11 protein-coding genes and 2 tRNA genes are annotated in these 13,472 nt (G+C 45.4%); 2 read left to right on the plus strand and 11 right to left on the minus strand.

The window, feature by feature from the left end; genetic code table 11:
• Positions 1 to 57: 57 nt before the first annotated feature.
• From infB to rlmE, 10 genes are all read right to left on the minus strand, one after another.
• Positions 58 to 2,772 carry a translation initiation factor IF-2 gene (gene infB / locus ACGF63_RS03935; protein ID WP_036844075.1) on the minus strand — a complete coding sequence of 905 codons (2,715 nt, stop codon included), beginning with the start codon at positions 2,770 to 2,772 and terminating at the stop codon, positions 58 to 60.
• 24 nt (positions 2,773 to 2,796) lie between these two features.
• Positions 2,797 to 4,305, minus strand: a complete 1,509-nt coding sequence (gene nusA, locus ACGF63_RS03940) for a transcription termination factor NusA (RefSeq protein WP_036844076.1) — start codon at positions 4,303 to 4,305, stop codon at positions 2,797 to 2,799.
• A 21-nt stretch (positions 4,306 to 4,326) separates the two neighbouring features.
• Positions 4,327 to 4,779: a ribosome maturation factor RimP gene (gene rimP, locus ACGF63_RS03945; protein ID WP_023043415.1), complete on the minus strand. Its 453-nt coding sequence runs from the start codon at positions 4,777 to 4,779 to the stop codon at positions 4,327 to 4,329.
• A gap of 211 nt (positions 4,780 to 4,990) precedes the next feature.
• Positions 4,991 to 5,067: transfer RNA gene (locus ACGF63_RS03950), tRNA-Met, on the minus strand.
• Positions 5,068 to 5,125: 58 nt separating this feature from the next.
• Positions 5,126 to 5,214: transfer RNA gene (locus ACGF63_RS03955), tRNA-Leu, on the minus strand.
• Between the two features lie 58 nt (positions 5,215 to 5,272).
• Positions 5,273 to 5,611 (minus strand): preprotein translocase subunit SecG, encoded by a 339-nt coding sequence (gene secG, locus ACGF63_RS03960; protein ID WP_036844077.1) that lies wholly within the window; start codon positions 5,609 to 5,611, stop codon positions 5,273 to 5,275.
• Positions 5,612 to 5,786: 175 nt separating this feature from the next.
• Positions 5,787 to 7,124 (minus strand): phosphoglucosamine mutase, encoded by a 1,338-nt coding sequence (glmM, locus tag ACGF63_RS03965; protein WP_036844078.1) that lies wholly within the window; start codon positions 7,122 to 7,124, stop codon positions 5,787 to 5,789.
• Entirely contained in the window at positions 7,121 to 7,966 is an 846-nt protein-coding gene (gene folP / locus ACGF63_RS03970; protein WP_387628940.1) for a dihydropteroate synthase, read from the minus strand. The genes glmM and folP overlap by 4 nt, the downstream gene beginning before the upstream one ends.
• A 76-nt stretch (positions 7,967 to 8,042) precedes the next feature.
• On the minus strand, positions 8,043 to 9,986 hold the full coding sequence (ftsH, locus tag ACGF63_RS03975; RefSeq protein WP_110742802.1) for an ATP-dependent zinc metalloprotease FtsH: 1,944 nt from the start codon (positions 9,984 to 9,986) through the stop codon (positions 8,043 to 8,045).
• 57 nt (positions 9,987 to 10,043) lie between these two features.
• Positions 10,044 to 10,673 (minus strand): 23S rRNA (uridine(2552)-2'-O)-methyltransferase RlmE, encoded by a 630-nt coding sequence (gene rlmE, locus ACGF63_RS03980; RefSeq protein WP_015836112.1) that lies wholly within the window; start codon positions 10,671 to 10,673, stop codon positions 10,044 to 10,046.
• Positions 10,674 to 10,810: 137 nt separating this feature from the next.
• On the opposite strand from rlmE, the gene yhbY reads away from it, so the two are divergent.
• Positions 10,811 to 11,104 (plus strand): ribosome assembly RNA-binding protein YhbY, encoded by a 294-nt coding sequence (gene yhbY / locus ACGF63_RS03985; RefSeq protein ID WP_021323300.1) that lies wholly within the window; start codon positions 10,811 to 10,813, stop codon positions 11,102 to 11,104.
• Positions 11,105 to 11,240: 136 nt separating this feature from the next.
• Here the strand turns inward: yhbY and greA are convergent, their stop codons facing one another.
• Entirely contained in the window at positions 11,241 to 11,717 is a 477-nt protein-coding gene (gene greA / locus ACGF63_RS03990; protein ID WP_387628942.1) for a transcription elongation factor GreA, read from the minus strand.
• Positions 11,718 to 11,977: 260 nt separating this feature from the next.
• On the opposite strand from greA, the gene dacB reads away from it, so the two are divergent.
• Positions 11,978 to 13,426, plus strand: coding sequence for a serine-type D-Ala-D-Ala carboxypeptidase (dacB, locus tag ACGF63_RS03995; protein WP_387628945.1), 1,449 nt, complete (start codon positions 11,978 to 11,980; stop codon positions 13,424 to 13,426).
• The last annotated feature ends 46 nt before the right edge of the window (positions 13,427 to 13,472 follow it).

Here is a 13,472-nt window from a genome sequence, read left to right on the forward strand (position 1 = left end):
CTCCTGACATTTGGGGGGCATAAGCCCCCCAACAATGAAATTAACCAGCGGTAGGAATTAAGCGATAGAACGTTTAATTTCAATAATTTCAAATACTTCTATCATATCTCCGACGCGAACATCGTTGTAGTTCTTAACGCCGATACCACATTCCATACCATTACGGACTTCGTTAACGTCATCTTTAAAGCGGCGCAGGGATTCCAGCTCACCTTCGTAAATCACTACGTTATCACGCAGTACACGGATTGGGTTATTTCGCTTAATGGTCCCTTCAGTCACCATACAACCTGCAATCGCACCGAATTTCGGTGACTTAAACACATCACGAACTTCTGCAAGGCCCATGATCTGCTGTTTATATTCAGGTGCCAGCATACCACTCATTGCCTGTTTAACTTCATCAATCAGGCTATAGATAACGGAGTAATAACGCAGATCCAGGCTTTCATTTTCAACGACACGGCGTGCAGAAGCATCGGCACGAACGTTGAAACCCAGAATAATTGCATTAGAAGCAGCAGCCAATGTAGCGTCAGTTTCAGTAATACCACCTACACCAGAGCCAATGATTTTCACCTTCACTTCATTGGTAGACAGTTGTTCCAGTGCTTCACGGATTGCTTCACATGACCCTTGAACGTCAGATTTCAGAACGATATTCAGTTCAGAAACTTCACCTTCTTCCATATTAGCAAACATGTTTTCCAGTTTAGATTTCTGCTGACGAGCCAGTTTGACTTCACGGAATTTACCCTGACGATACAGAGCCACTTCACGGGCTTTCTTCTCGTCACGTACAACCGTTGCTTCATCACCCGCTGCCGGCACGTTGGACAGGCCAAGGATTTCCACTGGAATAGATGGGCCTGCGGAAAACACTTCACGACCCAGTTCGTCACGCATCGCACGAACGCGGCCATATTCAAAGCCACAAAGTACGATATCGCCTTTGTTCAAAGTACCTTCCTGAACCAGTACTGTCGCAACCGGACCACGACCTTTATCTAGGAACGATTCGATAACAACGCCGCTTGCCATACCAGAATAGACAGCATTCAGTTCAAGGACTTCAGCCTGTAGCAAGATTGCGTCCAGTAGTTCATCAATTCCGATACCAGCTTTAGCAGACACATTGATAAACTGAGTTTCACCACCCCACTCTTCAGGCTGAACGCCGTGCTGCGAAAGCTCAGTTTTCACGCGATCCGGATCGGCTTCTGGTTTATCGATTTTGTTAACTGCAACAACCACAGGAACATTCGCTGCTTTTGCGTGCTGGATAGCTTCGATAGTCTGGGGCATTACGCCATCATCGGCAGCAACAACCAGAACCACGATGTCAGTAGCTTTCGCCCCACGCGCACGCATTGAAGTAAATGCAGCGTGTCCTGGAGTATCCAGGAAGGTAATCATGCCACTTTCAGTTTCAACATGGTAAGCACCGATATGCTGGGTAATACCACCCGCCTCACCAGAAGCCACCTTAGTAGAACGAATGTAATCCAGCAGAGAAGTTTTACCGTGGTCAACGTGACCCATGATAGTAACAACCGGCGCACGAGATTCGGCTACAGCTTCACCGGTATCGCGGTCACTCATCAGCGCTTCTTCCAGTTCGTTCTCACGACGCAGGATGACTTTATGACCCATTTCTTCAGCAACCAGCTGTGCAGTTTCCTGATCAATCACCTGGTTGATGGTTGCCATTGCGCCCATTTTCATCATGGCCTTAATGACTTGGGAGCCTTTAACCGCCATCTTATTAGCCAGCTCAGCAACAGTAATAGTTTCACCAATTACAACATCACGGTTAACTGCGGCTACAGGCTTATTGAAGCTCTGTTGCAATGTACTGGTTTTACGTTGTTTACCTTTTGTACGGCCAACTGCACGGGCTTCTTCACGATCCGCTTTGGATTCAGAATGTTTATTATTTTTCTTCTGACGAGTAGTTTTACCACTGCGGCTACGAGCACGGCGATCACCTTCAACTTTAGCATCATTTTCGTCTTCCGCAGCACGGGCGTGGCGAGAGGTAGTGACATGATAATCTTCATTATTATCGCTGGAATCTGAATCATTTGACCATTTATCCTGATTCTCCTCAGCCATACGGCGAGCCTCTTCAGCAACGCGTTTAGCTTCCTCTTCTACCTTACGGCGCATTTCTTCTTCGGCTTTGCGCTTAAGATCAGCAGCTTCTGCTTCTCGACGCGCTTTCTCATTTTGAGCTGGTTTTTGTTTATGTTCGGTATGTTGATTGGTCACTTTTTCATTTTCCGCTGCCTGGCGCTTAGCTTTTTCAGCTGCCTCACGTTTGGCTATTTCTTCTGCCTCACGTTTAGCCTGCTCTTCAGCGAGTTTCTTCGCTGCTGCTTCGGCTTCGCGTTGCGTTTTTTCTTCTGCTTCGCGCCGTGCTTGCTCTTCCGCTTCACGCTTCGCCTGTTCTTCCGCTTTAACCTGTTCAACGGCATCGCGGTTTACATATGTGCGCTTTTTGCGGACCTCGACGGCTACCGGTTTGCTTTTTCCATCGGTGCCTGAAACACTCAATGTACTACGTGTTTTACGCTGTAATGTTAATTTATCTGGTTTACCAGCTGAACCGCCTTGTTCACGGTTCAAATGCGCCAGTAAAGCTTCTTTTTCTTTCTGGGAGACAAAATCAGCTTCGGTTTTTTTAATCCCTGCATCAGCAAATTGCTGTACCAGGCGATCAACCGAAGTCTGGATCTCTTCTGCCAGTGATTTTACGGTTACATCTGTCATGCTGTTCCTTCCTGCTACAGTTTATTACGCATCATCACCAAACCAACAGATATTGCGAGCCGCCATGATGAACTCTCCTGCTTGCTCATCACTCAAACCTTCAATATCCGATAGGTCGTCGATACCCTGCTCGGCAAGATCTTCCAGCGTACAGATGCCACGGGCAGCCAGGTCAAATGCCAGAGTGCGGTTCATACCAGTCAGATTTAACAACTCTTCAGTTGGTTGCTTATCACTGAGACTCTCTTTCTGAGCCAGTTCCAAAGTAGTTAAAGCAGCTTTTGCACGTTCACGCAGGACTTCGATAGTTTCCTCATCAAGGCCGTCAATTTCCAGCAGCTCCTTAATTGGCACATAAGCCAGTTCTTCCAGAGTTGAGAAACCTTCTTCGACCAGAACAGTAGCAAACCCTTCATCAATATCGAGATGCTTAGTGAATGTATCAATAGAAGCGTGAGCTTCCGCCTGATGTTTTGCTTGCAGCTCCTCAGCAGTCATGACATTTAATTCCCATTTGTCATCACCACGGTGTTTTTTCAGCAACTGCGCAGCCAGACGAACATTTTGACCATTACGGCCGATAGCCTGAGCCAAGTTGTTGCTTTCAACGGCAACATCCATCGTGCATTTGTCTTCGTCAACAACAATGGATGCAACATCAGCCGGAGCCATAGCATTAATTACGAATTGAGCTGGGTTATCATCCCACAATACGATATCAATTCGTTCACCGCCCAGTTCACTGGAAACGGCCTGTACTCGCGCGCCACGCATACCAACACAAGCACCAACCGGATCGATACGCTTATCATTAGTTTTTACTGCGATTTTAGCGCGGGACCCCGGATCACGGGCAGCAGCTTTAATCTCGATAAGCTCCTCACCAATTTCCGGAACCTCAATACGGAACAGTTCAACCAGCATTTCCGGACGGGAACGGCTGACAAACAGTTGCGCACCTCGTGCTTCAGGGCGAACATCATACAGTACACCACGCACGCGGTCACCTGGGCGGAAATTTTCCCTCGGTAACATGTCTTCGCGAAGGATAACTGCTTCAGCATTATTGCCCAGATCAAGAGTGATATTTTCACGATTTACTTTTTTAACAACACTGGTGATGATCTCACCTTGTTGTTCGCGAAACTGGTCAACAACCATGGCGCGTTCAGCTTCACGTACTTTCTGTACGATAACCTGTTTAGCAGTCTGCGTTGTAATCCGGTCAAATGTGACTGATTCAATTTGATCTTCGGTATAACCACCCAAATCAATTTCAGGCTCTTCGAATCTCGCCGCTTCCAACGTAATTTCACGAGTCGGCTGAGTCACTTCTTCAACAACTAACCAACGGCGAAAGGTGTCAAAATCGCCAGATTTACGATCTATACTGACACGAACATCAATATCTTGTTCATATTTTTTCTTGGTGGCTGTGGCCAGTGCTGTTTCCAGCGCCTCGAAGATCTTTTCGCGTGGAAGGGATTTTTCATTAGAAACCGCTTCCACAACAGCCAGAATTTCTTTATTCATCCTAGTTGCCTCATCCGAACTTTAAAAGTGGGGTACCAGGTTCGCTTTCTGGATGTTGCTCAGTGCGAACACTTCATCTTTTCCATCCACCGTAACCGTGATCATTTCGCCGTCGACAGTTTTGATAATACCCAGCCATTTCCGACGGTTTTGCATTGCTATACGTAAAACCAGACTGACTTCTTCACCAATAAAACGCTGGTAATGTTCAGCAGTGAACAATGGACGTTCTAGGCCAGGTGAAGAAATTTCCAGGTTATAAAGTACCGAGATAGGATCTTCGACATCCAATACCGCACTGACCTGGTGGCTAACATCAGCACAATCATCAACAGTGATACCATTCTCACTATCAATATAGATCCGCAGTGTAGAAACACGCGCACGAATAAACTCCAGGCCGACTAATTCAAAGCCTAACGCTTCAACTGGTGCTGAAATCATCGCTGTTAATTTTTGTTCTAATGTGGACAAACCCACCCCCAAGACATAAAAAAAGGGCTCATTAGCCCAGTAGTTCTGTTGTCAAATAACAAAAAACCCCGAAATTCGGGGCTTCATGCAACTGGACCCTATTTGCTGCCAGTGACTTAAACCACTCACTTCGCGCACCTTTCAAATCAGGATCAATACGTTAAATATTGCTGAATTATTTCATTCGAAAAAGGTACATCTTATTAAGAAGTGGTTGCGGGAGCCGGATTTGAACCGACGACCTTCGGGTTATGAGCCCGACGAGCTACCATGCTGCTCCATCCCGCGTTCGAAAACGTGGCAAATATTACGCTGATAACTGCCAAAACGCAAGCTATCTAAATAATGGTACCGAGGACGGGACTTGAACCCGTAAGCCCTAGTGTGGGCACTACCACCTCAAGGTAGCGTGTCTACCAATTTCACCACCTCGGCACTGACATAAGGCTATCTACTTAACCAATAACCTTATCTTAATTCTTTTTCGTGACGATTATTGCGGAATGTCACTATTCGGTGCTGCTGGCATTGCCGGGATTTCTGTGGACTTCTCGACTTTAGCCGGTTCACCAATATTCTCCCACTTACTGCCTATACCCGTTTGGTTACTGGTCATGTTCCCAAGCACCAAACTAATAATAAAAAACAGAGTGGCAAAAAGCGCAGTCATACGGGTCATAAAGTTACCAGAACCCGATGAACCAAATAGTGTTGCAGACGCACCCGCACCAAAGGAAGCACCCATATCAGCACCTTTACCCTGCTGTAGCATAACCAAGGCAATCAGCCCGATAGCGACCAGCAAGAAAACAACTAAAAGAGCTTCATACATATGTTGTACCTGTATCCTCGTGGGGTTTACCACGATTTACGTGGTTACCTTATACCGCATCACCCACCCAAACAGATTAATCGCCTGTTGAGTGGGTGTGAATACTAACCAAACAACATCTGATACGCAAGGTTAATTTCAATAATCAGAATCACTTGAGGAAAAAAACAACAAATTAACCAGCGTGTTTCACTGCATCAGCAATGCGATGCGCCAAAGCCGTTACCTGAACATTATCTTCACCTTCCACCATGACACGAATCAATGGCTCAGTGCCTGATTTGCGTAACAATACCCGTCCACGGCCATTTAATTCAGCTTCAACAGATTTGGCGACACTGATTACATTTTCTGATTGAAGTGGATCGTGTGAACCAGAAAAACGAACATTTACCAGCACCTGCGGCAAAAGTTTCATACCACTGCATAAATCATGCAGGCTCATATGGTTACGCACCATTGCACTCAGTATCTGAAGGCCAGCAACAATACCATCACCTGTAGTTGTTTTATCAAGCAGGATAACATGACCGGAATTTTCAGCACCTAAACGCCAGCCCTCTTCCTGCAATTTTTCCAGCACATAACGGTCACCCACCTTAGCACGCAAGAATGGGATACCAAGCTGCTTCAATGCCAACTCCAATCCCATATTACTCATCAGCGTACCCACAACACCACCACGCAGTTGCCCCTGTCTCAAGGCTTCGCGGGCAATAATATAAAGGATCTGATCGCCATCAACTTTCTGCCCCAAGTGGTCAACCATAATCACGCGGTCACCATCACCATCGAATGCCAAGCCAACATCGGCTTTCTCTTCTACAACACGTTGCTGCAACAACCGAACATCGGTAGCACCACATTTTTCGTTGATATTAATCCCGTTCGGCTCACAGCCAATCGTCACAACATTAGCCCCTAGCTCTCTGAGTACATTTGGAGCAATGTGATAAGTCGCACCGTTAGCGCAGTCAAGAACAATTTTCAACCCATTGAGACTTTGTTCGCTTGGAAATGTACCTTTACAGAACTCAATATAACGACCAGCCGCATCAACAATACGGTTTGCACGTCCTAACTCTGCGGATTCCACGCAAGTCAGTGGTTTTTCCATTTCAGCTTCAATCGCTTCTTCCACATCATCCGGCAATTTCTTCCCGTCAATAGAGAAGAATTTAATACCATTATCATAATAAGGATTATGAGAAGCAGAAATAACAATTCCAGCTTCAGCACGGAAAGTACGGGTCAGATAAGCAACAGCTGGTGTTGGCATAGGACCAGTAAATGAAGCAGACAAACCAGCCGCTGCCAAACCTGCTTCTAAAGAAGACTCCAGCATATAGCCAGAAATGCGAGTATCCTTACCGATAATTATCTTACGAGAACCATGACGGGCCAGTACCTTACCCGCAGCCCAACCGAGCTTTAACACAAAATCCGGCGTGATTGGGCTATCGCCCACTTTGCCACGGATGCCATCAGTACCAAAGTATTTGCGGTTACTCATAATTTCTTTTCTTCCTTTACTGAAAGTGTTTCTTCAACAATTCGCATTGCCTGAACGGTCTCTTTAACGTCATGTACCCGGATAATTTGTGCTCCTTGCATAGCGGCAATAACAGCGCAGGCCACACTACCGGCAACCCTTTCTTGTGGTGGGACATAAAGCAGTTGACCTATCATGGACTTACGTGACATTCCTGCCAACACAGGCAAACCAAATTGATGAAGTTCGTTTAAATGCGCCAGTAACTGATAATTATGCGTCAAATCTTTGCCAAAACCGAAGCCCGGATCAAGAATAAGTTTATCTTTTGCTATCCCTGCAGCCATACAACGTTCAATTTGCTCAGTAAAAAATTGTTTCATTTCACCCAACAAATTTTCATAATATGGAGCATCCTGCATAGTCCTCGGCTGACCTTTCATATGCATCAAACAAACAGGCAAGCCAGATTGAGCAGCACTTTCCAAAGCACCAGACTCTTGCAATGAACGAATATCGTTAATCAAATGAGCACCAGCTTTTGCCGATTCACTCATAACCAATGCTTTTGAGGTATCAACAGAAATCCAAATATTAAATCGTTGAACTAAAGCTTCAATAACCGGAACAACCCGATCTACTTCTTCCTGTTCACTGACCTCATCGGCACCGGGACGGGTAGATTCTCCACCGACATCAATGATTGCAGCGCCTTCAATAACCATTTTTTCAGCATGCCGTAAGGCCATATCCAGAGTATTATGAATGCCGCCATCTGAAAATGAATCTGGAGTAACATTCAAAATACCCATTACTTGCGGGCGGGAGAGATCGAGAACATTATCTCTAACTATGAGTTTCATGTTGGTCTACCTTTAATATCAAAACCCCAGGGCTTGCCTGGGGTTTAATACATATATCTATCGGGCTAAGGAACAATTACTGATCTTTATTTCCTGATTGTTCACCATCTTGTACCGACGTATTGATATCATCAGTTGGTTTTGCAGGCTGTGGAGGTGACGTATTACTTGCTGGTCGGCTGTTATTGTTGCTACCGTTACCATTTTCCCATCCTGCCGGCGGGCGCACATTCGTACGATTCATTAAGTCATCGATCTGAGGTGCATCAATAGTTTCGTACTTCATCAATGCATCTTTCATCGAATGCAGGATATCAAGGTTATCCATCAGAATATGACGGGTACGTTGATAGTTATGGTCAATAATTGCCTTAACTTCCTGATCGATAAGACGAGCAGTTTCATCAGACATATGTTTAGCTTTCGCAACTGAACGCCCGAGGAACACTTCCCCTTCTTCCTCCGCATAAAGCAATGGGCCGAGTTTTTCCGAGAAACCCCACTGCGTTACCATGTTACGAGCAATCGATGTTGCAACCTTGATATCGTTAGATGCACCAGTAGAAACACTGTCTGGACCATAAATAATCTCTTCTGCCAGACGGCCTCCATATAAGGTTGAAATCTGGCTTTCCAGCTTCTGGCGGCTAGCACTGATCTGATCCCCTTCCGGCAGGAAGAAAGTCACACCCAAAGCGCGACCACGAGGAATAATGGTAACTTTATGAACAGGATCATGCTCAGGAACCAAACGACCAATAATGGCATGGCCTGCTTCATGATAAGCAGTTGATTCTTTTTGCTCTTCCGTCATCACCATGGAACGGCGCTCCGCACCCATCATGATTTTGTCTTTCGCTTTTTCGAATTCAACCATAGAAACCACACGTCTGTTGCCACGGGCAGCAAACAAAGCAGCTTCATTCACCAAATTCGCCAGATCAGCACCAGAGAATCCCGGAGTACCGCGCGCAATGACAGAAGCATCGACATCAGTATCCAGAGGAACCCGGCGCATATGAACTTTCAGAATCTGCTCACGACCACGTACGTCTGGCAGACCGACAACAACCTGGCGGTCAAAACGCCCAGGGCGCAGTAACGCCGGATCAAGTACGTCAGGGCGGTTAGTTGCGGCAATGACGATAATACCTTCGTTACCTTCAAAGCCATCCATCTCAACCAGCATCTGGTTCAAAGTCTGCTCACGTTCATCGTGACCACCACCCAAACCGGCACCACGCTGACGGCCTACTGCATCAATCTCATCAATAAAAATGATACAAGGTGCCGCTTTCTTCGCCTGTTCGAACATATCACGAACACGGGATGCACCAACGCCGACAAACATTTCAACAAAGTCAGAGCCGGAAATAGTAAAGAATGGCACTTTTGCCTCACCGGCAATTGCTTTTGCCAGCAAAGTCTTACCAGTACCTGGAGGCCCGACCATCAGAATGCCTTTTGGGATTTTTCCACCCAATTTCTGGAAACGGCCTGGCTCACGCAGATATTCCACCAGTTCACCGACTTCTTCTTTCGCTTCGTCACAACCAGCAACATCAGCAAAAGTGGTTTTAATCTGATCTTCTGTCAGCATACGAGCTTTGCTTTTACCAAAAGACATTGCCCCTTTACCGCCACCGCCCTGCATCTGGCGCATAAAGAAAATCCAGACTCCGATAAGCAATAACATCGGGAACCAGGAAATGAAAATAGAAGTTAGCAGGCTGGGTTCTTCCGGCGGTTCACCAACCACTTTCACGTTCTTATTCAGTAACGTATCAAGTAGTTTTTCATCCTGTATTGGTAGGTAAGTGGTGTATCTGCTGTTATCTTTCTTACTAACATTAATTTCACGACCTGTGATACGAACTTCGCGCACCTGATCCTGGGCTAACTCATTGATGAAGGTAGAGTAATCCACCCTACGACTATTGGAATCGCTGGGACCAAAACTCTGGAATAACGACATCAGCACAACTGCGATAACTAACCAGAGAATCAGGTTTTTCGCCATGTCACTCAAGGGATTAACCTCATATTACAACTGTGTTAACAAATAGCATTCAGGGTACTATAGTTTCCGCCCTGTCGCTACAATGTATACTTCACGCGATCGTGCCCGCGAAGCGTCTGGCTTACGAATTTTCACGTTCGTAAACAGGGAGCGAATTTCCCTCAGGTATTCATCAAAGCCCTCTCCCTGAAACACTTTGACAATGAAACTCCCCCCGGGGGCCAGCACATCACGACACATATCCAACGCCAATTCAACCAGATACATGGATCGAGGAATATCGACCGCAGGTGTTCCGCTCATATTGGGTGCCATATCCGACATGACAACCTGGACTTTGTTATCACCAACTCGCTCAAGCAATGTTTTCAATACAAGTTCATCACGAAAATCGCCCTGAAGGAAATCGACTCCGACAATTGGATCCATCGGTAAAAGATCACAGGCAATCACCCGCCCATTCTCATTAATTTGACTCACTGCATACTGAGACCATCCACCAGGGGCGGCGCCTAAATCGACAACGGTCATGCCGGGCTTAAAAATTTTGTCACTTTGTTGAATTTCATCAAGTTTAAACCAAGCGCGAGAGCGAAGCCCTTTTTTCTGTGCCTGAAGAACATATTTATCACTAAAGTGTTCTTGTAACCAGCGGCTGGAGCTTGCCGAACGTTTTTTATTGGCCATTGTCCTTTCCAACTATACTAATAAAGAGCCAGATATCTATTGCTCCGCACACCAAAACCACAACACACTATTTATGGTGATAGATATGAGATGGCGGTAGAATGTCCCGTTTTCAATCCTAACTAAGCAAAAAAACAATGACTCTTAACAAAAAACAAGTGCAACACCTGAAAAGTTTAGCTCATCCGTTAAAACCTGTCGTCATGATTGGTAACAACGGTTTGACTGAGGGCGTGTTGGCTGAAATTGAACAAACGCTGGCACACCATGAGCTTATCAAAGTCAAAATCGCAGGCGAAGATCGTGAAATCAAAAATTTGATCGCCGATGCAATTGTCCGCGAAACTGGTGCATATAATGTGCAAATTATCGGAAAAATACTGGTTCTTTACCGCCAATCGGAAGAACGCAGAATTATTTTACCTAAATAATCAAACCACATTTATATAAAAATGCCATGCGCATGATTATGGTAAAAAAGGCCATATCCGGCCTTTTTTACCTTCTCTAGGTTTTTTATGTAGCTTTACCTAATAGGAATCAATAGCAACAGGCTGATTCTGAAGTTTACATATATTCAACTTTCAGGATTTCATATTCAACTTCACCGCCTGGTGTTTTGATAATAACAACGTCATCAGCTTCTTTACCAATCAGACCACGGGCAATCGGTGAATTCACTGAGATTAAATTTTCTTTAATATCAGCTTCATCATCACCCACAATCCGGTAAGTCTGCTCTTCATCCGTATTTATATTCAAAGCTGTCACTGTAGCGCCAAAAATAACGCGCCCAGTTTTGGGCATTTTTGTGACATCAATCACTTGTGCATTAGAAAGCTTAGCTTCGATTTCCTGAATACGGCCTTCGCAGAAACCTTGCTGTTCACGGGCTGCATGATACTCAGCGTTTTCTTTCAGATCACCATGTTCACGCGCTTCAGCAATGTCTGAAATAATTTTTGGACGGCGTACGTTCTTTAGATAATCTAACTCTTCGCGCAACTTATCCGCGCCACGTACCGTCATTGGAATCTGTTTCATTTATTAATCCTCTAAATCTTTCCTGAGCAAAAAACAAGCATCATCCTGATGTTTTCAGATAACAGCACAATGAGCACGCCTTGTCGGGCGGGCTTCCAGACAATAAACAATAATGTGAACCACCGGGCTACCCAGAGTTCACAGTCATATTCTACATATTAATATATCATTCTAACGTAGACTTGATGATGGGTCATCGTTTACTTTCCCCCACGTTGCGCCTTAGTATTGTGGCATGTCCACATCCATATGCGAAATTTATGTCCTTCTTTAAAATTGCCAGCAAATTAGTTTGCGTTGTCTGTCTGTACTTGACTACCCCCAACGCAAACGCCACATCTGTTGAGGAATATACGCAATATCTGCCTGATGGCACTAATCTTGCGTTAATCGCTCAGAAAGTTGGTGCCAATACCCCGTTAATTGATTATCACGGGCAGCAAATGGCTCTGCCAGCAAGCACTCTGAAAGTTGTCACCGCGCTTGCAGCATTATTACAACTGGGAAAAGACTATCGCTTTATCACCACATTGGAAAGTAATGGCAAAATTTCAAACGGTATTTTAAAAGGGAATTTGATCGCTCGTTTTGTCGGAGATCCAACGCTGACCCGCCAACAACTTCGCAATATGGTTACAGTTTTGAATCAAGCCGGCGTGAAAAAAATTGACGGTGATCTTTTAATAGATGTTTCCGCTTTTTCCAGCCACGATAAGGCTCCCGGTTGGGTATGGAATGATATGACCCAATGTTTTAGTGCGCCGCCTGCTGCCGCAATCGTGGATCGAAATTGTTTTTCCGTTTCACTATATAGCGCAGAACGTCCCGGTGATACTGCATTCATCCGTGTCGCATCCTTTTATCCAGTGAATATGTTCAGTGAAGTCAAAACATTGGCAAAAGGCGCTCCTGAAAGCCAATACTGTGAATTAGATGTCGTTCCAGGAGAACTCAACCGTTTTACACTTACCGGATGCCTTACTCAGCGCAGTGAACCGTTGCCACTGGCTTTCGCTATTCAGAACGGAACCAGCTATGCGGGGGCAATTCTCAAAAACGAACTGCAAATTGCTGGAATTGAAATCACAGGTAACCTCAAACGCCAAAGCTTACCAACTGAGCCGAGTAAAATTTTGGTTCAGAATCAATCCGCACCATTACATGATCTGCTGAAAGTCATGCTGAAAAAATCTGACAATATGATCGCGGATACCGTATTCAGGACAATAGGCCGACAGCTCTTTGATATACCAGGAACCTGGCGTTCAGGCTCTGATGCGGTACGGCAAGTATTGAAACAAAAAGCAGGTATCGATCTGGGAAATACCGTGATGGTAGATGGCTCAGGATTATCCCGCCATAATCTGATTGCCCCAGCAACCATGATGGAAGTATTACAATTTATTGCTCAACATGATCAAGAATTAGATTTCATTTCCATGCTGCCATTAGCTGGTCATGACGGTACTCTAAGATACCGGGGAGGATTGGATGAAGCAGGAGTAAACGGGAAAGTTTCGGCTAAAACCGGTGCCCTGCAAGGAGTGTATAATCTGGCTGGCTTTATAACCACTGCTAGCGGTCAGCGAGTTGCCTTCGTGCAGTTTATTTCTGCTTATGCCGTACCGCCAAAAGAGCACCGCAGCCGGCGGGTTCCTCTGGTGCGATTCGAAAGTCGGCTATATAAAGATTTATATCAACAAAACTAATAAAATCGGCGCCACAAATAGGTGGCGCCCTTAACTGCAATGAAAG

Source organism: Photorhabdus sp. RM322S, from assembly GCF_042879395.1.
In the GTDB taxonomy this organism is placed as follows: Bacteria; Pseudomonadota; Gammaproteobacteria; order Enterobacterales; family Enterobacteriaceae; genus Photorhabdus; species Photorhabdus khanii.